Annotated in this window: 20 protein-coding genes and 2 pseudogenes; 9 read left to right on the top strand and 13 right to left on the bottom strand. The window is 53.3% G+C overall.

Going from position 1 to position 20,571, the window contains the following annotated elements; all coding sequences use genetic code 11:
• The first annotated feature begins 130 nt into the window (after positions 1-130).
• From L463_RS07570 to L463_RS07580, 3 genes are read left to right on the top strand one after another with little or no spacing between them, the layout of a single operon-like run.
• Positions 131-853 (top strand): DUF969 domain-containing protein, encoded by a 723-nt coding sequence (locus L463_RS07570; RefSeq protein WP_003857121.1) that lies wholly within the window; start codon positions 131-133, stop codon positions 851-853.
• Positions 850-1,836 carry a DUF979 domain-containing protein gene (locus L463_RS07575; RefSeq protein WP_023296632.1) on the top strand — a complete coding sequence of 329 codons (987 nt, stop codon included), beginning with the start codon at positions 850-852 and terminating at the stop codon, positions 1,834-1,836. The genes L463_RS07570 and L463_RS07575 overlap by 4 nt, the downstream gene beginning before the upstream one ends.
• Positions 1,837-1,845: 9 nt before the next feature.
• Positions 1,846-2,841, top strand: a complete 996-nt coding sequence (locus tag L463_RS07580) for a DUF2891 domain-containing protein (RefSeq protein ID WP_015570513.1) — start codon at positions 1,846-1,848, stop codon at positions 2,839-2,841.
• A gap of 21 nt (positions 2,842-2,862) precedes the next feature.
• Here L463_RS07580 and L463_RS07585 read toward each other — a convergent pair whose 3' ends face one another.
• Positions 2,863-4,251 (bottom strand): MFS transporter, encoded by a 1,389-nt coding sequence (locus L463_RS07585; RefSeq protein WP_032103005.1) that lies wholly within the window; start codon positions 4,249-4,251, stop codon positions 2,863-2,865.
• 129 nt (positions 4,252-4,380) lie between these two features.
• Between L463_RS07585 and L463_RS07590 the strand changes: the two genes are divergently transcribed.
• From L463_RS07590 to L463_RS07600, 3 genes are all read left to right on the top strand, one after another.
• On the top strand, positions 4,381-5,310 hold the full coding sequence (locus L463_RS07590) for a LysR family transcriptional regulator (RefSeq protein ID WP_023296630.1): 930 nt from the start codon (positions 4,381-4,383) through the stop codon (positions 5,308-5,310).
• A gap of 63 nt (positions 5,311-5,373) precedes the next feature.
• Positions 5,374-5,640: a type II toxin-antitoxin system TacA family antitoxin gene (locus tag L463_RS07595; protein WP_003857131.1), complete on the top strand. Its 267-nt coding sequence runs from the start codon at positions 5,374-5,376 to the stop codon at positions 5,638-5,640.
• A complete protein-coding gene (locus L463_RS07600) occupies positions 5,628-6,113 on the top strand; it encodes a GNAT family N-acetyltransferase (protein WP_003857133.1) in 486 nt (161 codons plus the stop codon). Before L463_RS07595 ends, L463_RS07600 begins: the two co-directional genes overlap by 13 nt.
• Before the next feature lie 170 nt (positions 6,114-6,283).
• Here L463_RS07600 and L463_RS07605 read toward each other — a convergent pair whose 3' ends face one another.
• The gene (locus L463_RS07605; protein WP_023296629.1) at positions 6,284-7,576 is read right to left on the bottom strand and encodes a glycoside hydrolase family 28 protein; all 1,293 of its coding nucleotides are present in this window, start codon (positions 7,574-7,576) and stop codon (positions 6,284-6,286) included.
• 104 nt (positions 7,577-7,680) lie between these two features.
• Positions 7,681-8,439, bottom strand: coding sequence for a DeoR/GlpR family DNA-binding transcription regulator (locus tag L463_RS07610; RefSeq protein WP_015570520.1), 759 nt, complete (start codon positions 8,437-8,439; stop codon positions 7,681-7,683).
• An 86-nt stretch (positions 8,440-8,525) separates the two neighbouring features.
• Here L463_RS07610 and L463_RS07615 point away from each other — a divergent pair, with 86 nt between their 5' ends.
• Together L463_RS07615 and tam are read left to right on the top strand one after the other, a co-directional pair.
• Entirely contained in the window at positions 8,526-9,110 is a 585-nt protein-coding gene (locus tag L463_RS07615) for an NUDIX hydrolase (RefSeq protein WP_017382349.1), read from the top strand.
• Positions 9,111-9,194: 84 nt separating this feature from the next.
• Entirely contained in the window at positions 9,195-9,953 is a 759-nt protein-coding gene (gene tam / locus L463_RS07620; protein ID WP_023296628.1) for a trans-aconitate 2-methyltransferase, read from the top strand.
• A 6-nt stretch (positions 9,954-9,959) separates the two neighbouring features.
• On the opposite strand, the gene L463_RS07625 is transcribed toward tam, so the two are convergent.
• The 9 genes and pseudogenes from L463_RS07625 to L463_RS24320 all read right to left on the bottom strand — a co-directional run bounded on the left by L463_RS07625 (position 9,960) and on the right by L463_RS24320 (position 18,547).
• Positions 9,960-11,150 (bottom strand): cytochrome c biogenesis protein/redoxin, encoded by a 1,191-nt coding sequence (locus tag L463_RS07625; protein ID WP_032103009.1) that lies wholly within the window; start codon positions 11,148-11,150, stop codon positions 9,960-9,962.
• Between the two features lie 135 nt (positions 11,151-11,285).
• Positions 11,286-12,581: an ATP-binding protein gene (locus L463_RS07630; protein WP_032103010.1), complete on the bottom strand. Its 1,296-nt coding sequence runs from the start codon at positions 12,579-12,581 to the stop codon at positions 11,286-11,288.
• Positions 12,578-13,318, bottom strand: a complete 741-nt coding sequence (locus tag L463_RS07635; protein ID WP_022651194.1) for a response regulator — start codon at positions 13,316-13,318, stop codon at positions 12,578-12,580. Before L463_RS07635 ends, L463_RS07630 begins: the two co-directional genes overlap by 4 nt.
• Before the next feature lie 45 nt (positions 13,319-13,363).
• Positions 13,364-14,359, bottom strand: coding sequence for an alpha/beta fold hydrolase (locus L463_RS07640; protein ID WP_032103014.1), 996 nt, complete (start codon positions 14,357-14,359; stop codon positions 13,364-13,366).
• 134 nt (positions 14,360-14,493) lie between these two features.
• Positions 14,494-14,721 (bottom strand): GNAT family N-acetyltransferase, encoded by a 228-nt coding sequence (locus L463_RS0122835; protein ID WP_254909581.1) that lies wholly within the window; start codon positions 14,719-14,721, stop codon positions 14,494-14,496.
• An 11-nt stretch (positions 14,722-14,732) separates the two neighbouring features.
• A pseudogene (locus L463_RS07645) lies at positions 14,733-16,259 on the bottom strand (peptidase domain-containing ABC transporter); the annotation flags it as partial.
• Between the two features lies 1 nt (position 16,260).
• Positions 16,261-17,058: pseudogene (locus tag L463_RS0122830) on the bottom strand (secretion protein HlyD); the annotation flags it as partial.
• 14 nt (positions 17,059-17,072) lie between these two features.
• Positions 17,073-17,717 (bottom strand): CPBP family intramembrane glutamic endopeptidase, encoded by a 645-nt coding sequence (locus tag L463_RS07650; protein ID WP_032103015.1) that lies wholly within the window; start codon positions 17,715-17,717, stop codon positions 17,073-17,075.
• A 497-nt stretch (positions 17,718-18,214) separates the two neighbouring features.
• On the bottom strand, positions 18,215-18,547 hold the full coding sequence (locus L463_RS24320; protein WP_071524110.1) for a hypothetical protein: 333 nt from the start codon (positions 18,545-18,547) through the stop codon (positions 18,215-18,217).
• Positions 18,548-18,991: 444 nt separating this feature from the next.
• Here L463_RS24320 and L463_RS07655 point away from each other — a divergent pair, with 444 nt between their 5' ends.
• Positions 18,992-19,540: a GNAT family N-acetyltransferase gene (locus L463_RS07655; protein WP_032103016.1), complete on the top strand. Its 549-nt coding sequence runs from the start codon at positions 18,992-18,994 to the stop codon at positions 19,538-19,540.
• On the opposite strand, the gene L463_RS07660 is transcribed toward L463_RS07655, so the two are convergent.
• The gene (locus L463_RS07660; RefSeq protein WP_017382358.1) at positions 19,528-20,442 is read right to left on the bottom strand and encodes a bestrophin family protein; all 915 of its coding nucleotides are present in this window, start codon (positions 20,440-20,442) and stop codon (positions 19,528-19,530) included. The genes L463_RS07655 and L463_RS07660 overlap by 13 nt on opposite strands.
• Between the last annotated feature and the right edge of the window lie 129 nt (positions 20,443-20,571).

Genomic DNA, 20,571 nt, shown 5'->3' with positions numbered 1-20,571 from the left:
TTAGTGCAGGTTCTGTGGAGCCTGACGCAAAACACAACATCGCGCGCCGTAATGCACCGGCTTCGCTCTGCTGCGAAGTATAAAAAATAGCCGTCGGCGCGCAACGCTCACTTTGGATAGGGTAACGTTTATGGACAGTTCTACACTGTTGCCACTTATCGGGATTCCGGTGGTGGTTATTGGTTTTGCACTGCGTTTCAACCCGCTGCTGGTTGTCGTGGTGGCGGGGCTGGCGACGGGCCTGCTGGTTGGCATGGATTTCGGTATGCTGCTGGAAACCTTTGGCGAAAAGTTCGTGAATAGCCGATCGCTTGCCACCTTCATTCTGATCCTGCCGGTGATTGGCCTGCTGGAGTATTACGGGCTGAAAGAGCGCGCCCAGGCCTGGGTCGCGAAGATCGCCAGCGCCACCTCGGCGCGTATCCTGATGCTCTACTTTGTCGCCCGCGAAGGGACGGCTGCGCTGGGCCTGATGTCCCTTGGCGGCCACGCGCAAACGGTGCGTCCGCTGCTGGCGCCGATGGCGGAAGGGGCGGCCCTGAATGAATACGGCGAACTGCCGCAGACTATCCGCGACAAAATCAAAGCCCATGCCGCCGCGTGTGACAATATCGCGGTTTTCTTTGGGGAAGATATCTTTATCGCCTTTGGCGCGGTACTGCTGATTGATGCGTTCCTGAAAGAGAACGGGATCGAGGGGATCGAACCGCTGCATATCGGCCTGTGGGCCATTCCGACCGCTATTGCGGCACTGATCATCCATATGACGCGTCTGCTGCGCCTCGACGCCAGCATTCGTCGCGACGTGATGGCCTGGAAAGCAGAGCAGGGTACGCAGGAGATCGCACCATGATGACCCTCATTACCATTAACCGCGTGTACTACCTGATCGGCTTCGTCGTGATGCTGCTGGTTGTGATGACCCTTCGCGATCGCGCTAACCCAAAACGCTATACCACGGCGCTGTTCTGGTTTCTGTTCGGCGGGATCTTCCTGTTTGGCGATCTGATGGTGCAGGAGCTGGGTAAGTCGCTGGCGTATCGCATTATTGGCGGGGCCGTTATCGTGATTGCGCTGCTGGCCGGTTTCGGGCTGGTCGGGAAGGGGTACTATAAAATGTCCACCGAGGAGGAGCGTGTTGCCTCGTCGAACCGGCTGAAAAACTGGCTGTTTTTACCGGCACTGATGATCCCCGTGGTAACGGTCATCGGGACGCTGTTTCTGAAAGGCGTGTCGATTGGCGGCGTTTATCTGCTCGACCAGAAACAGCTTACGCTGGCGGCGCTGTGCGTGGCCTGCGTGGCGGCTATCCTTACCGGCTGGTGGCTGACAAAAGGTACGCCGCTGCATGCGGTGCGTCAGTCGCGTCGGCTGGTCGATACCATTGGCTGGGCGGTGATCCTGCCGCAGATGCTCGCCATGCTCGGCGGGGTGTTTGTGGTGGCGAATACCGGCGAATCGGTACAAAAGGTGGTCAGCCTGTTTGTGAACCCGGACAGCCGCTTCATGCTGGTGGTCATTTACTGCGTGGGGATGGCGCTGTTTACCATGATCATGGGTAATGCCTTCGCAGCCTTCCCGGTGTTAAGCGCCGGTATCGCTCTGCCATTCCTGATTAACGTCCATCACGGTAACCCGGCGCCGCTGCTGGCTATCGGTATGTACGCAGGCTATTGCGGCACGCTGATGACGCCGATGGCCGCCAACTTCAACATTGTGCCCGCCGCGCTGCTGGAGCTAAAAGACAAATATCAGGTTATCAAGATCCAGATCCCGACCGCGTTAACCCTGCTGGTGGTGAACGTGTTCTTAATGTATTTCCTCGTGTTTCGCTAAGGAGCTGCAATGGAATTAACGCAACATCAGGCTGACGCCTTCGCCAGAATGCCGTTGACCTATTTACGTCAGGAATACCCGAACCACATTATGCATCTGCTCAACGATGACGGCGACGTTCTGCCGCCTCGCGAGCTGCACCCGATCTTTTACGGCTGTTTTGACTGGCACTCTGCGGTGCACGGCTACTGGCTGCTGCTGCGCTGCCTGCGTCTCTGGCCCGAACTGCCGTGCCGGGAAGAGATCATCACTCTGTTCGAAGAACACCTGACCGACGAGAAGGTGGCGAAGGAGCTGGCCTATTTTACCGCGCCGTTCCGCGCGTCGTTTGAGCGGCCTTATGGCTACGGCTGGCTGCTGGCGCTGGCGCAGGAGCTGAAACAGTCGTCACTGCCACAGGCGGAGCGCTGGTACCAGACGCTGCAACCGTTAACGCGGGATATTCGCCAGCGGCTGGTGGATTACCTCAGCAAGCTCACCTATCCCATCCGCGTCGGAACACATTACAACACGGCGTTTGCGCTCGCGCTGGGGCTGGATTATGCCCGGGCGGTGACGGATGACGGGCTTGAACAGGCTATCCTGGACGCGGCGACGCGCTTTTATCATACGGACACGCAATATCCGGCGCATTATGAGCCGGGCGGCGACGAGTATATCTCCGGGGCGCTGACCGAGGCGTTACTGATGAGTAAGGTGGTAGAGAATTTCCCGGCCTGGTTCGATGCGTTTCTGCCTGAAGTGGGTGCCGTTTCAGCGCTGATGAACCCGGCTGAGGTAAGCGACCGCACCGACCCGAAAATCGCACATCTGGACGGGCTTAACCTCAGCCGCGCGTGGTGTATGAAGCACATTGCCCGTGCTCTGCCGGAAAACCACCCGGCGCAACAGGCGTTACAGGATGCCGTTGCGCGCCATCTCTCGGCAAGCGTGGAGCATGTTGTCGGCAGTCACTACAGCGGCGGCCACTGGCTGGCGAGTTTTGCGCTGCTGGCGCTGGAGTAGCGCTTAGTTATATTTTTGTGCTCATCCTGTTTCCGCAGGATGAGTGATTTTACGCAACCGGCTCGCGCTGACGACGACCGCTACCGCAGAAGCTGCGGCGGCGACCCACAGCGCAACATGAATTGACCTTTCATCTGCGGCCAGCAGAACGGCCACGGCGGCGGCGCCAAGACACTGCCCGAACGTGCGCATAATGGATAAAACACCGGATGCATAGCTCGCATGCTCACGAATAACGTTGGAAAGCATTTCCCGGTTATTGGGACTCTGAAAGCAGCCAAACCCCACTCCGCACACCAGACTCCGCAGGCAGATATCCCACACTGAAGGGCGGGCGGGTAATGTTGCCAGCAGGATCAAACCGACGACAAAAATCATCAGCCCCAGGGTGGATATCGCCGGGGCTGAAATCGTGTCTGCCCACCGGCCTGCATGCGGCGCAATCAGTACGATCCCTAGCGGCCACGGCGTAAACAGCAGGGCAGACAACACCGGGCTGTAGCCGTATTCGCTCTGAAACAGGAAGGGCAGCGCAATAAAGGTGATCCCCTGGCTGACAAAAGCAATCATCGACGTGAAGGCCGCGAGGGTAAAACGTTCATTTTTAAACATCATCGGCGGCAGTAAGGGGTTATCCGCGCGGCGGATCTGCCAGATAAACGCCATGCCGCTCAGCGCAGCGAGCATTGTCCAGCAAAGACTGCCAAGGTGATAAGTCGCGTTCTGGAGGCTGTTCGCCGCCATGATCGTCGACCCCAACAGCAGCGCCGACAATATGGCGCCCGGGGTGTCGAAAGGCGCTTGCTTTCGAACCGCATCCCGCGGCAGCGCTTTGACCGCCAGCAGTAAGGCGAGGGTGCCGGGAACAACGTTTATCGCAAACAGCCATTGCCAGCTCAGGGTGTGAAGGATCGTCCCGCCCAATACCGGGCCGATAGCGGAGCTGGAGGCGATGAGCAGGGCGTGCAACCCCAGAATGCGGCCAAGCAATCGCCCGGGAAATACGGACCGCAGGATTGCGGGGGCAATACTCAGCGTCGCCGCGCCGCCGATCCCCTGAAGCACGCGCATACCGATAAGCACTTCGGGTGTATTCGCCAGCGCGCAACCCAGCGATGTCAGAGTAAAGGTCGTCAGACCTGCCAGAAATACGGGGCGATAACCCAGGCGGGCCGCAAGCGCCGCGAATATCGCCAGCGTCATCGCAGCCGCCAGCAGATACCCGTTGGCGAACCAGACGGCCATACTGGCAGGTACCTGCATCTCCTGAGCCATGGAGGGCAGGGCAATGTTGATCATGGTGCCATCAAACACGCCCATTAAGGTGGTGGTCATAATTGCGGCCATCACCCGTGCGCGCGCCGGGCCAGGCAGTCCTTCGTCGCCGGGTTGACTGGAAAAGAGCATCATCATGTTGTCCTCTGAGAAGAGTGTATGGATGACAAAACTATAAAGATGGCTTTTACAGGGCGGAAGGCGCACCATTTACACTTTCTCGTTGCACGAAACGCCTTATCTGAATGAACAGGAATGAGCGCTATGACCGATCCTGATTTTAATTTACTGATTGCACTCGACATATTGCTGAGCGAAGCGAGTGTCGCAGGTGCAGCACGTCGTCTGAACCTCAGCACCTCGGCCATGAGCCGGACATTAAGCAGGTTACGCGACGTTACAGGCGACCCGATCCTGGTGCGCGCCGGGCGTAACATGGTACTGACCCCGTGGGCCGAAGCGACCCGGGATCGCGCCAGGCGTGCAGTGCACGAGGCGAGGGCGGTATTGCAGCCCTCAACTGAAACGTTCAGTGCGCAAAGTCTGGCGCGCCTTTTTACCATCAGAGCAAACGATGGTTTTGTGGTGGCGTTTGGGCCTGCGCTTATAGCGGCTGTGGCCGACGCCGCGCCGGACGTCTGTATACGCTTTGCGCCTAAGCCGGAAAAAACGTCGCGCTATCTTCGGGAAGGGCTGGTTGATCTGGAGATTGGCGTCCAGAGCAATATGGGGCCTGAAATACGGCTGCAACGACTGTTTGAGGATCGGTTTGTGGGCGTCGTGCGTAAGGGACACCCGCTGGCTAAGCAGGCAGAAATAGGCGTGAAGGATTATGTCGCCTGGGGCCATGTGGTTGCGTCACCCGAGGGCGCGTTGCACGGTTCCGTTGACGATGCGCTGGCCGAACTGGGGACAAAACGTAAAATCGCCAGCGTCGTACCGGGATTTCCGACGGCGCTCTCCGTGGCGCTGGAATCGGATCTTATCACCATGATACCCGCGCTCTATTTACTCAATCAGCAGGTAACGGACCAGGTACATCTGTTCGAGCTGCCGTTCAAAAGCCGTCGTATTACGGTATCGCAGATGTGGCACCCAAGAATGGAACGCGACCCTGGTCACCGCTGGCTGAGAGAGCAAATTCTTGCGATATGCGGTGTGGAGAGGTCAGACATGATTAAGGGTTCTGTATAGCGATTGCTATACACAGCGCTTATGCTATCCTTGTAAAGCAATTGCTATACAAGAGGTATACCTATGAAATCAGATGTTCAACTCAATCTCAGAGCCAAAGAATCCCAGCGGGCGCTTATCGATGCCGCCGCAGAGATCCTCCATAAATCACGTACAGACTTCATTCTGGAGATGGCCTGTCAGGCAGCCGAGAATGTGATCCTCGATCGACGTGTATTCAATTTTAACGATGAACAGTACGCAGAGTTCATTGACATGCTCGATGCCCCGGTCGCGGACGATCCTGCCATAGAAAAACTGCTGGCAAGGAAACCACAGTGGGACGTGTAACAGCACCAGAGCCCTTATCCAGCGTCCATCAACTGGCGGAGTTCGTTAGTGGAGAGGCCGTGCTTGACGAATGGCTAAAACAAAGAGGTCTGAAAAACCAGGCGCTCGGCGCAGCCCGAACGTTTGTCGTTTGTAAAACGGGCACGAAGCAGGTCGCGGGATTTTACTCTCTGGCTACCGGGAGCGTTAACCATACGCAAGCGACAGGTAATCTGCGGCGTAACATGCCGGATCCCATACCCGTGATTATACTTGCCCGTCTGGCTGTGGATGTCTCGTTACGCGGAAACGGGTTGGGAGCCGATTTACTCCACGATGCGGTTTTACGCTGTTATCGGGTAGCTGAGAATATCGGGGTGCGAGCGATCATGGTTCATGCACTCACTGAGGAAGCCAAAGCGTTTTATATCCACCATGGTTTCAAAGCATCGCAGACTCAGGAACGGACACTGTTTCTCCGGCTTCCTCAGTAGAGGCAAAGGGAAGGGGTGGAATGCGATGGGCTTATCTGACGAGGGATAGGCTTCATAATATCTCATTTAACATAATATACATTATGCGCACTAAGATTAATTAAGAACAAATCCAGCCGTTTCGGACCCATCCTTGTTCTGCTCATTCAGCGCATTATGTCCATATGCCATCAACGCTCATAACTGTCGTTACGGTCTTGCGTGTTCTCCACGGCAGTCACCTGCACATCCTTAAAGCGCAACCCATCCACACCGGAAATTTTCCCGAACTCTGACGCGTCAATCAAAATTCCGTCCAGCGTTAACCCGGTCACAGGACGCTCCGGATACCCCTCAATGAAAAATGCCCGCGAGAAATATTTGTTGTCTGAGCGACGCGCCGTCATATTTTTAATCGTCAGTCCGCTGACCGCAGTAAGACCGGCTTCGCCCTCAACACCTTCAGCCAGCTTGCGCCAGTGTTCTGGTTTATCAGATAAATTTCCCCGGTCGCCATAGCTGTACTGCGGAAACCAGTTCAGCTGGATCAGCACCGGAAAACGTACGTCCGTAAGATGTAAATTTTGGACGGTGATATCACGGATAAACCCGCCCCGGTTGCGGGCCGACTTAATGCGAAACCCGACGCCCGTACCGTTAAACGCGTTATCTTCTATCAGGACGCGTTCAATGCCGCCTGAGGTTTCGCTCCCCAGCGTGATCCCGGACCCCTTATTCAGCGTACAACCGCGAACCACTATATCCCGTGCGGTACGTGCTTTTTGCGCCGCTTCGCGTCCTCGTCCTGATTTTATGCAGATATTGTCGTCATTACAGGAAACAATGCAGCGTTCAACCCGCACCTGTTCACAGGAATCGATATCAATCCCGTCGGTGCTCGGCCCCGCAGAATTGCTGATTTGCATGCCCTCAACCGTGATATGGCGCGAATAACAAAGGTGCACGTTCCAGAATCCGGACTCCCGACTGGTAACATCACGCAGCAGAATGCTCTGGCTTTCAAAGACCAGAATATTGCGCGGGCGCTGACAGTCGTAATCAACCACCCAGCGCAATCCTCTGGCGCTGTAATCGCCGACCATGCCGCTGCGCTCGTCATCGCCCCAGAAGCGTCGCCACCAGATAACACCCTGCCCGTCTATCGTGCCTGTACCGGTAATACTGACGTTTTCACAATCGATGATATTAATAATGCCTGCCGGCCAGCGCATATCAATGCCCGCCACCCGGGTGTTTATCAACGGATAATCAGCCAGATCCTGGCTTCCAACGAGCTGTGCGCCAGCGTCCAGGCGAAGCGAAACACCGCTTTTCAGGAACAGTGCTCCGGTCAGAAAACGGCCTTGCGGAATAACAATGACATCGTTCTGATGAGCGCTATTTATGGCCTGCTGAATGGCAGACGTTGACAGGCGTTGCGCGGTTGGGTCCGCGCCGCACGTCAGAATGGAGACCGCTTTCATGGCTTGTCCTTAAACAGATGAAAGCCTTAGTCTAGAAATCCGCGTGAAGGATAACCTTTGTCTGTTTGACAGCCACGCGGTCAGGCTGGCAAAAAAGCAGATATTTACTGGCTTGCGATCACCGCAACGCCCTTTTCTTTCAGAGCGCTCACCCAGCGTTCATCCGTTGTGTTTTCAACAACCAGCGTATTCACCAGCGACAGGTCGCCAATCACAAACGCCGAGGCCGTGTTGATCTTTTCCGGTGAGGCCAATACCACCGTTTCCGCCGCTCTGCCGGAAAATGCACGTTTGATGCACGCTTCTTCGTAATCTCCGGTGGTCAGCCCGGCCTCAGGATGGACGCCGGTGACCCCCATGAAGAACAGATCCGCATGAATATTATTGATGCCTTCAATAGCGGCCGCGCCGACCGTGACGATGGAGTGTTTATACAAACGACCACCAATCAGGATCACCTCTATGCATGGATGGTCGACCAGCCCCAAAGCGATACCCGGGCTGTGCGTCACCACGGTTATCCGTAAATCGGGTGGTAAGAACGTAATAAGTTCGGAGGTGGTCGTCCCGCCATCAATGATCACCACCTGCCCCGGTGAAATAAGCTGCGCGCCTCGCCGTGCCACGCGTTTTTTTGCATCCATTTTAACGGACTGACGCTCGGCAAAAGGCGCAATCGCTGACGATGCTGGCAGTGCGCCGCCGTGAACACGCTGCAAACGCCCTTCTGCCGCCAGTTCACGTAAATCCCGGCGGATAGTGTCCTCAGACACCGAGAAAAAGAGGCTGAGCGCAGTAGACTGGACCTGACCTTCCGCCTCCAGTTTTTCCAGAATCAACTGTTTACGCTGGCTTGTGAGCATGAATTATTCCTGTTGTTGCACGATATGCCTTGTATTTGCACGATAGTGCTGTTTATGATGCTTACTCTACGAGAGGAGAGCCAAACGTGCAATCAAAACGTGCAGATATACGCATTATCAACAGCGAAACGTTGTCCGACAACTGGTATAACCTGAAAAAATATACTTTTGACCTCCAGCGCAGCGATGGCGACTGGCAGCGACAAGAGCGTGAAGTGTATGACCGGGGGAATGGCGCGACGATCCTGCTCTATAATCGCGACAGCAAAACCGTCATTCTGACGCGTCAGTTCCGTTTCCCGGTGTTTATAAATGGTCACGAAGAGGATCTCATTGAGGCGGCCGCCGGGTTGCTCGATAACCTTGACCCGGAAAGCCGGATTAAGGCCGAAGCGGAAGAAGAAACCGGGTATAAGGTGACGCGCGTAGAGAAAATTTTTGAGGCCTATATGAGCCCGGGCTCGGTTACCGAGAAACTCTACTTCTATCTGGCGGAATATCACCCGCAGGATCGGACCAGCGCGGGCGGAGGCGTTAAAGCAGAGGGAGAAGATATCGACGTACTGGAAATGACGCTGGACGACGCGCTTCGGGGCATTGAAAATGGGCAGATTGTCGACGGAAAAACCATCATGCTGCTCTATCACCTGGCCCTGAAAGGCATTTTATAATCTCACCATTAGCCAGATACCTCCCCCGGCGCAGGTATTTGCCTGTGCTATCCTTGCTGAACACCTCAACATGGAGATGCGAAAATGGCCGACTGGGATCCCTCTCTTTATCTACAGTACAGCGCAGAACGCACACGTCCCGCCGCTGAGTTGCTCGCCCGGGTGCCGCTTGCTGACATAACCTCTGGCGTGGATTTGGGCTGCGGGCCAGGCAACAGCACCGCGCTGCTGAAACAGCGCTGGCCTTCTGCGCAGATCGCCGGCGTGGATAATTCCCCGGCCATGCTGGAGGAAGCCCGACAGGCCCTGCCAGACTGCCACTTTGTTGAGGCGGACATCCGGCACTACAAACCTGACCAGCCGCTCAGCCTGATCTACGCCAACGCCTCACTGCAATGGATCCCGGACCATTACCACCTTCTGCCACACCTGGTTTCGCTGCTCCAGTTAAACGGCGTGCTGGCGGTGCAAATGCCTGACAACTGGCTTGAGCCGACGCACGCCCTGATGCGTGAAGTTGCCTGGGAACAGGGCTACCCCGATCGTGGCCGCGAGCCATTGCCGGGTATCCATGCCTACTACGATATTCTGACGGAAGCGGGATGCGACGTGGATATCTGGCGCACCACTTACTTCCATCAGATGAGCTCTCATCAGGCGATTATTGACTGGGTCAGCGCGACAGGGTTACGCCCGTGGTTACAGGAACTCAACGAAAGCGAGCAGAAAAACTATCTGAAACGCTACCTTGAGCTGCTGGAAGAGCAGTATCCGCTCCAGGAGAACGGGCAGATACTGCTGGCTTTTCCGCGCCTGTTTATGGTCGCTCAGCGGGTTCCGTAAGCCGGATCAGGAACGCGCTTCCTTGAGCAACTGCTGAATTACGGCCTCCTGCTTGTCGTAGTTCCCCTCGCCAAACGCGGTGTAACGCAGTTGCCCTTTCGCATCGAAATAGTAATGTGCTGGCCAGTACTGATTTCCGAACGCGCTCCAGATTTTGTAGTTATTATCCGTCACTACGCGGTACGGCAGCTGCCATTTGTTGACCGCGTTTTTCACCGATGATAACGGCTTTTCCCAGGGGTATTCCGGGGTGTGGACGCCAATCACTACCAGACCTTCAGACTGATATTTCTTCGCCCAGTCACGCACATGCGGAAGCGTATGCTGGCAGTTGATACAGTCCCAGGTCCAGAAATCGATAAGCACAACTTTCCCGCGCAAGGCCCCAGACGTGACAGGGTCACCGTTAACCCAACCCGTACCGCCGCTTAATGACGGTAGCTGGCTGCTCGGCATCGTGTCAGCGACCGGTTGCAGTTTCACCTGCGTGGAGGTGGGTTGCGCAAGGCTCAACAGGGCATTTTCCAGCTGGTCGGCAATACCGTTGGCACCTTTCAGGGCTGAGGTCATCCCGCTGGCGTTGAACGCAACGGCGGCTAACATCATCACTCCCGCTCCCTGACGCAAACGCGCCATCAATGCGGATTTGGCTCTCAGAGGGGTTATCAACTTACGGCCCCCCGCGACAAGCAGCCCCAGCATCAACGCGCACCCACTACCGTAAGCGGCTAACAGCGCTCCGGTTGCGATAGCCGAGTGGCCCGCAATATTAATGCTGAAGATCGCCCCGAGAATCGGTCCGGCACAGGGGGACCACAGCAGCCCGACGGCCAGCCCTGCCAGAAAAGCCGAAACCAGGCCGCGTCGCTGCATGCTGTGGGTGTTGAGAACGTTTCCCGCGCTGACCGCCGGGCGGGCAATGCGCTGAGCGAACTGCGGAAAGATCAGGGCCAGGGCGGCAATGCTCAGTACCAACAGCGCAATCCAGCGACCGATAATGGTGGCGTCAGCGATCCACTCGCTGGCAACCGTTACTACCATCGCCACCAACGTGAACATCACAATCATTCCCGCCAGAAGCGCCAGAATGTGTTTGCGCTGCCCCTGAAAGCCAGCGAACAGCAGAGGAATGACGGGAAGCGTGCACGGACTGAGCAGGCTAATCATGCCGCCTAAAAAAGCGATTATCAGAAACATAACGACCTCACGATACGGTTGCTGCGAAGGTGCAGTGAGGTCATTTCACCGTACGAATGTGTTCAGGCCGTGTGCGAAAAGCTGAATTTTGTCTGCCTGCGTATCGGCGCGGCGTGCAGATACACAGGCGTACAATTAACCGCGCGGAAGGATCACGCTTACGGCCAGCCCTCCCTCTGCCCGGTTTGCAAGATGCAATTTCCCGTCAAGCTGGGCGGTGAGCTGCGCGGCAATGGCGAGGCCTAACCCGGTGCCGCCCGTTTCCCGGTTGCGCGACGTTTCAACCCGGTAGAACGGCTGTAATACCGCCTCCAGTTCTGCCTCCGGAATGCCAGGGCCGTTATCCATAATGCGGATCGCGACCTGCCTTTCATCTTCATCAATCTCTATTACCGCGCTATCGCCAAACTTCAGCGCATTATCCAGCAGGTTGGTCATTACCCTGCGCAATGCCTGGGGACGAGTGACGATCGGCAGACGCGCATTGCGAGCATGAAACTGCACGTTTTTACCAATGTCCTGATAATCACTGGCGATGCTGTTAACCCACGCGTTCAACTCCAGCTTCAGCGTGGTCTCTTCCAGGGATTCTGATGACCGGGCATAGGCAATCCCTTCCCGTACAAGGCTCGACATATTATCCAGGTCGCTCAGCAGCTTATCGCGGAGTTCGGGCTGATCCGCCATTTCGATCCGCAGCTTCATGCGCGTGATGGGCGTCTGGAGATCGTGAGAAATGGACGCCAGAATCTGCGCGCGTTCACGCAGATAGGTCTGTATCCGCGACTGCATCTCATTAAAAGCGTGCGCTGCCTGGCGCACCTCAACCGGACCTTTTTCAGTCATCGGAGAATGGGCCGCAGGATCGAGGGAATCAACCGCGCGCGTGAATTGCAGGAAGGGCCGGACAACCTGGCGCACGGCAATCCAGGAGCAGAGCGCGACAAGTAACAGCTGAAGAACCAGCACCACGGGCAACCAGCTGGCGACAGGCGGCATGCGCGGGATCAGATCGATGGTGAGCGGTGCGCCGTCGCGGAGCGTCAGATGGGCCTGAATATGGGAAATCGGCCCCGGCACCGCCGTAAAGTGGAGCGGATATTGTGCTGAAAGCGTCTCTTTCAGGGTGCGAATCGCGTCCCGCGAGCGCTTGTCCGTTGGCGCGGCGCCTGCCTCGCCGGGGCCAAGGATATAACGATAATTACCGCGACTGAGCCGTTCCAGCCACTCTGGCCGCTCTTTGGCCGGAAGCCGGTCTAGAATGGCCACGCTGGTCGCCACGTCGTTCTCAAGATTGCCCAGCATAACCGTACGCGCGCTGCGCATTCGCTCAACCATGACCAGCGTCAGGCTGAGTGCGTTAGCCAGCAAGAGTCCAAGCAGCACAATGATCAGCAGCCGGGCCAGTAAGGTGCGGGGCCACAGCGTCATTCATTGGCCTCGACGATGGTCACCGGCATGGTAAAAACGTAGCCTTCGCTGCGAACGGTTTTAATGTAGGCGGGCGTGCGGGCATCTTCATTCAGACGCTGTCGCACGCGGCTCACCAGGAGATCAATCGAACGCTCAAACAGCTCGGCATCACGTCCCTGCGTCAGGTTCAGCAGCTGATCGCGGGTCAGCACCCGTTGAGGATGATCGAGGAATACGCGCAAAAGGCGATATTCCGCCCCGCTGAGCGCCACAACCATCCCCTCGTTATCAATCAGATGACGCGCCACGGTATCCAGCTGCCATTCCCCGAACACCACCAGGCGCCCTGCCTCGGTCACCTGAAGATTAGGCGGCATAGTACGAAAACGACGCAGGATAGCTTTGATACGCGCCAGCAGTTCGCGGGCCACAAACGGTTTCACCACGTAATCGTCGGCGCCCATCTCCAGCCCCAGGATGCGGTCCGTGTCCTCGTTGCGCGCGGTGAGCATCAGGATCGGCAGATCCTTATGCCTGCTGCTGCGCAGCTGTCGACACAGCGTCAGGCCATCATCGCCGGGCATCATCACGTCCAGCACCACCAGGTCGATATGCTGTTTGTCGAGCACTACGCGCATCTCTTTCCCGTTCGCCGCGCCAGAGGCGTGATAGCCGGATTTCACGAGGTAATCGACAATCAGCTCACGAATATCCCTGTCGTCATCGACGACAAGGATGTGATCAATATGCTCCACCGCAGGCTCCCTGATTAAGAGGTAACGGATTGAAAATAGCACATATCAGAGCTTATCCGCGTCGACAACCGCGTTAACAAAGTCCTGCGGATCTTCCTGCGGCGGGTTGTGGCCAACCGTTGCGCCGAAAGTACGGTGCTCATATTTTCCGGTGAATTTCCCCGCATAGGCTGCGGGTGCAGGATGTGGTGCCCCGTTGTTACCGCCCTCGATGGTGATGGTCGGCACCGTAATGTTCGGCAGCTTAGCCAGCTTTTGTTCGTAGGCGTGATATTTCTGCTCCCCCTTCTCCAGCCCCAGACGCCAGCGGTAATTACTGAGCGTGACGGCAACGTGGTCCGGGTTATCGAGGGATTTGGCGCTCGCATTGAAGGTGGCATCGCTGAATTTCCAGTCAGGCGAAGCCTGGGACCAAATCAACCGGGCAAAATCGTGCGTATTTTTAGCATAGCCTTCCGCACCGCGCGGCGTGGCGAAATAGAACTGATACCACCACTGAACCTCTGCCTTCGGCGGTAAAGGCTGTTTGCCAATCGCCTGGCTGCTGATCAGGTAGCCACTCACCGAGACCAGCGATTTCACGCGTTCCGGCCAGAGCGCCGCAACGATATCCGCCGTACGCGCCCCCCAGTCATAACCGGCAAACACCGCCTGTCTGATATTCAGGGCGTCCATCAGGTTGACGATGTCTTTTGCCATCGCCGCAGGCTGGCCGTTTCGCGGCGTTTTTTCAGAAATAAAGCGCGTGGTGCCGTACCCGCGCAGGGACGGCACAATGACACGATACCCCTTTGCGGCCAGCGCGGGGGCCACTTCAGCATAACTGTGAATGTCGTACGGCCAGCCATGCAGCAGGATCACCGGTTGCCCCTCTTTTGGCCCGATATCGACGTAACCGACGTTCAAATCGCCAGCGTTAATCTGTTTAACCTGGTTAAAAGCCGACGCGTAATCCTTACCCGTCGCTTCTGCCTGACAGGACATCACGGTGCCAAGTGAAACGGTCAGGGCGACGGCTGAGTATGCGAGTTTATTAAACATGATGTTATCTCCGGGTGAGTTCAGTTGACGGAGATATATCACCATGCGTTTGTATAGGAGATGTGTGCGGATGCGGCTTTGTTGCATACCTGTGTATGTATCACAGACGCAGATACAGTGTGATACAAACCCGGTTAAGGGGTGATTCGGTACCGGACGTAATCGTCGGCTTCACCATAGTGGTCATACAGCTTACGCGCCGGATTGTGCATGCGGGTTACCCAGTAGAGTTTTGACCACCCTTCCCGCTTACCCTCATCGATCAGGGCGTCGATAAGCGCTTTACCCGCCCCTGCGCCACGTTCGGCAGCGTCAACAAATAGATCTTCCAGATAGGGGTAAGTTTGGATATCGAAAATTATGTACGTTAAGGTTAATTTTTTGCCATCACGTCATTAGTATATTCACAAACAGACTCGCCATTATTGACTGTATGCTGGAGATTCAGCTCCGTTAAGTAGCCGTCTGCCAGATACAAAACCCGGTCTGCAGAGGCTATGGTTTCCGGGCGATGGGCTATCAGCAGAACAGGAAGCCCCAGTTGACGTAAGGTCTGGCTTATCCGGATTTCACTCTCAACATCAAGGTGGCTGGTCGCTTCATCCAGTAACAGGAATCCCGGTTTCTTGTACAACGCCCTTGCCAGCAGAATGCGTTGTTTTTGTCCTCCGGAAAGCCCTCCGCCGGTTTCACCAATCAGCGTCTGATACCCCATCGGCATTGCCATAACATCGCTGTCGATAAGTGCCAGTCTTGCGCACTGGATCATTCGTTCATAATTTCGGTCATCACTGAAAAAAATAATGTTATCTGCTACAGAACCTTTGAAAAGATGGTCATCCTGCAGTACGGTACCGATACGCTGACGAACCTGAAAATAATACGGATGCGTATGCAATATGCCAAATGCCCTGATCCTGCCCTCATCAGGGATGTGGATCCCAAGGATAAGCTTCACCAGTGTCGTTTTCCCGCATCCGGATTTACCTGTAATGGCAACGACTTCTCCGGGATTGAGTGTCAGCGACACCCCGCCGATTATCGGATTTTCCCCTCCCTTGTGGCTGAAGATGATGTGCTCAAGTACTAGAGGAGCATGAGCATATTCATCCATCTCCCTGCGGGATACAGAAGGAATGTGCGAAGCGTTGTTATGCTCACGAAAAGGCTGTTGCTGAAGGCCTTCTGTCGGGGTCAGTACAATATCAGCCAGTCGTTCGTTGTAAACATCGAGCATACGCCAGGAAAAAAACTTATCAGTCAGGCTACTGATACTGGAAGAAAAACGCGTCTGATAGGATAAATAAGCAACCAGCATGCCGACGGTGAAGGTTCCATTCAATACCTCCCCGGCGCCTTTCCACAAAATGATTGCTGATACCACGCTGCCGGTAAGAGTGTGAGCAATGTCATAGCACATCAGCAGACGGCTCTGACGCAACTGCGTATTTCTGCGGGCAACGTTGAGATTCAGCCAGGCGGCCTCACGATGTGCCGTCACACCGTTAATTCTCAGGCTGAGGATCCCGTTGAGTGTTTCAAGAAAATGCCCGGACTCCTTGGCACCTGCATCCCAGGCATCTTCTGCCGACTGTCGAAGGGACGGATACCACAGTGCCCTCAACACACCATAGAAAATGGCTGCAAGTACGGCGATCAATGTCATTTCAGGACTGTACAGCAGCATCATGCAAAGCGCAGTCACCACGAGCAACACATCCAGAATACCTTCCAGCACTTGCGTAGTCAGCGCCTGCTGGATGGTATCTACCGCCTCAAAACGAGCATTAATACTCCCCTTACTGCGTGCATCAAACCAGGCCAGAGGAAGATGGACCTGATGATGGAAAACCCGTGCTGTCCACTGCATGTTAAAATTGACGGACAGTGTAATACTCGCCCGGTGAAGTCAGCGTGAAATTTTCCTTACCTGCCAGTTCGTCCTGCTGTTGCCTGATCACCTGCAACTGCCTGTCCATTTCAGCCTTCCGGCTTTCACCCTGAACGATGAGATGGTCAAGGTCGTCTTTAGCAGCCTCCATCGCGGTGTGCAGTTGCAGAAGCCCCTGACGCTGATCCTCAACGTTTTGCTGTGACGTTGAAACGTCAATCTGCTTCTGCTGGTATTCGATATCTGATACGTAATGCGTATCAGCAAGTTTCTTATAGCGCTCCATAACAGACACGGCCAGCGCAGCCTGATGCACGGCAAGTGACAGACGCTTTTCTGCACTTTTAACCTGAGGTTTCAGGGAAACTATTCGCTGTTGTATGGCATGCTGCTGCTGACTGTTGTCACGCAATTCCAGGGTCTGTTGAGAAGTCAGCATTGTAAACTGAGTTTGTAGGGAAAGTCTTATAGCAGCGAGTGTACCTGCCCCCTGTTCGTTGAAATGTTCACCGCTGATATGATAAAGAGTCTCACCGGCAATAATGTGTTGACCTTCTGAGGCGGTCAATTTGGTTACGTAGCCAGCATATTGAGGAGTGATTTTTACCAGCCCGGATGAGGGCATAACGATTCCGGAAAGGTGAGCCTTACGTGTATAGCTACCATAAAGAATAAAGAGTATCAGGCACAGAAATATGAATAACGTTGTGAGTGCGCTTACTGATAAACCGAATGACGCAGGTAAAACAATCTCACCATAATCAGAATCTGTTTGATGATTTAAAGCCTCTTCCCTGAAGATATTCATATCCCAAATACCCTTCAAAAATTTAACGACAAAACAAAAGCATTCATGCACGAATGAATTATAATAGGATAAAAAAGCCCTCTGCTTCTTATTCTAACTATTAATAGCAATATTGACACCAAAAAAAGAATGGATTGATCTAAAATGTTATAATACTGTCCATGCATCAGACAAAAAGACAATGAAGTCAATATACATGGGATAATATACTTTTTATTAAAAATTGAGTGGAAAACACCGAAGATACAGCCCCTGTATATAATCTCCTCATAATATGGGACTACGAAGGTGGCTATTATAAATGCTATAAAACTAATATGGGAAGGTCCATAATGATATAAATTATCCCTGTAAAGATAAACATTATACTGAACCAGCAAAATGACAAACAACACAACAATAGAAAATTTTATTGAAGCTAAATCTCTACTTGGGCGTAATTTAAAACCATCCAACTTCCTTAAGTAAAAAATATACAAGAAAAATGCAATTGAAAATTCCGCAATAAACAATAAGAAAAATGACACATCGAGAGTAAGATAGCGGAGGGTTATGGATGGCGATAACGTAATTATTATTGAGATAACAGACGCAATAAAAAGAACAATCACGTTTTTCTTACTATAAATGAATGGATAGACATGCCTAAAGATTATCATGTTCAACCTATTATTAATTCATATTTTATATAAGAATCAACAAATATGGCTATGATATCGTAATCATTTTTTGATATCATGCACTTTAACTTCAGTGAACATTTGTAATGATTCCATTCTGCAACACAACAATTTTTATCGGAGTGTACTTTATTTACTTTTAAACCTATTCATCAAGTTAACGCCCCATCGAGTTACTGCTATTAATACAATCAACGCAATAAGAAACCTTGATATAATCCCTGGCCGTGATACTTCGTCAAACTCAAGAACTTCAGCGTATTTCAAAAGGGTAAATGCGATAATGAAAAAAAATAAGTAAATTAGGAAATTTAAAAATTGTTTCATGCTTAACCCGATACTTGTGATTACATTAACTTTATCAAAAACAATAGCTCATCATGACTACTTCGAATAATCATTAAATATCGAAACACCTAGAATAACATTCAGTTATAATGAGCTTTTAAATTACTATCACACACAACTCAAATTACTTACCAACGGCATTGTCCGGGGCCGTTGTAATTATTACTTTTATCTTTACTACCACGATCTGAAAAACTATCTTTTGTGCACTGGCCAGCTATAGCTCCACCAATTACCCCAGCGGTCATACCCACTGGCCCCCCAGGAGAGCCGGCGATTAGACCACCGATGATTCCTGCGCCGCATGAGTCAACGCCCTTGTAAATAGAGCCATTGTTTCCTTTTGAATTACCAGGTTTAGAGCTGGTGTTACGACTACCGGCACCTTCATAATTACCGCTTCCATTGCCGCCACTTACTAATGCTATCTCATTAAGGCTTAATGCTCTTATATTCGACATAAATCATCTCCATTTAATTTAGTTTTGCATTTTGTGCTAAAAAAATATCTTACATTACTTAATGTAAAGAAAGTGAGTTTATGTAAGCAAATGTAAATAAGCTATTGAACTTCGTAAACCGTAGCTCCATTTGGGAGCAGTTCAGCTCCTGCATGGGCAGGCCTATAACACGAAATCGACCTGGAGGTACGGTAATGTTCAGGCATCTTTTCTGACGTCCAGCGCGCAATCACTTCTGCGTCGTAACAGATTTTACAGCCATGGCGCATCGCTTCGTTACGGACGTGCCAGAGTGTTTCGGCTTCTTCGGGCCTGGCTTTTCTTGGCATTACATACTCCTTTATGGATAAATCTGAATAACAAAAGCACGACCAACTGGAATGTGATATTGATGAAATATCAGAACCCAAACAAATGATAACGCTCAAATATGGAGATCACCGGATGACAATACCCACGCTTACGACAGAACGCTTATTACTTAAACCCCTTGTTGCCGCCGATGCCGTCCAGATCCAGCAACGCTATCCGCGCTGGGAAATTGTCCGCTATATGGTGGCTTCAGTCCCCTGGCCCTACCCGGAAAACGGTGCAGAAAATTATGTTAATAACGTTGCACTACCCGATATGGCCAAAGGGATTGCGTGGTTCTGGACGATTCGCCGTCGCGAAGCGCCTGACGAACTGATGGGGGTGATTTGCCTGTATGACGTGGAGGACAACAACCGGGGCTTCTGGCTTGCGCCGGAATTTCAGGACCAGGGATATATGCGGGAAGCGAGCATTGCGGCAACGGATTATTGGTTTAATACGCTCAATAAACCGGTGTTACGTGCGCCGAAAGCGGCGGCCAACAGCCGCTCCCGACGTATTTCAGACAGCAGCGGCATGCGGCTTATCAGGACGGAGAAGAAAGCCTACGTCAGCGGCATGCTGGACTCGGAACTGTGGGAAATCACCCGCGACGAATGGAATGCCCGTCAGGTCAGCTGATAATACTTATCCGGCATCAGTCTTTCAGGGATGTTCTCTTCATCGTTCATCTGCAACAGATCGCGCTCCATCATGTTGCAGATGGCGTCCAGCGGCAAATCGTTATCTTCCGTCCCAAACGGATCTTCCAGCTCTTCTGCCAGCGTATCCAGCGAGATAAAAGTGTAGGAAATCAGCGCAGAGACAAAGGGCGTCATGTAATGCAGATCAACTACCAGCGCAAACGGCAGCATGATGCAGAACAGATACACCGTCCGGTGCAGGATCAGCGTATAGGCAAACGGGACTGGCGTATTGGCGATACGCTCACAGCCAGCCAGCACGATGGACATATCATTCAGGCGGTTGTTAAGGCTGTGAAACAGAATGTCTGAAAGGTGCCCGCTACGCCGCCGTACGGCCAGCCACTCCCCCATGATCAGCAGGATACGGTTCGCCGGCGAGTTGGCGTCCATCACTTTGCGTAGATCGTCAGGAGCCAGATAGCGGGACAGCTGATCGGCATTGGTTTCTCTGCGCAGGGTCATACGCAGACAGTTAGCAAACGCGATTTGCAGGCGGACAAACTCTCCAAGATGTTTATCATCCGGCAAGGTGTTTTTTACCTCGCGAAACAGCGAGCGCGCCGCTATCATCAACTGCCCCCAAAGCAGACGCGCCTCAACGTAGCGCGAATAACAGGCGTTATTGCGAAATCCCAGGAAGATGGCGATAGCCACGCCCAGAATGCTGAACGGCGCGACGGTAAACCGGATACCCAGCGAGGTGTACCACGGCAGCATGACAATCACGGCGATGGAAAGCAGGAAGTTAAGCAGCAGTCGGGTATAAATTTTGGGAAGTACCGAACCATGCCAGACAAAAATCAGTTGCAGCCAGTGCTGTTGAGGACGAACAATCATAATCAGCTTCAGAAAAGTAAAGAGCGCGGCTATTAAACGTGATCCCCCTCACGGTTGCAAGCATGTTAATAGTTCATTGCATTTTCTGACCTGTTAAGCCTCAACCGCACGGTGCTGCATGTGTTTTTT

The organism is Enterobacter sp. BIDMC 27 (assembly GCF_000534415.1).
Lineage (GTDB): Bacteria > Pseudomonadota > Gammaproteobacteria > Enterobacterales > Enterobacteriaceae > Enterobacter > Enterobacter hormaechei_C.
Note: the sequence above shows the minus strand (reverse complement) of the source record. Positions and strands in the feature narration are given on the sequence as shown.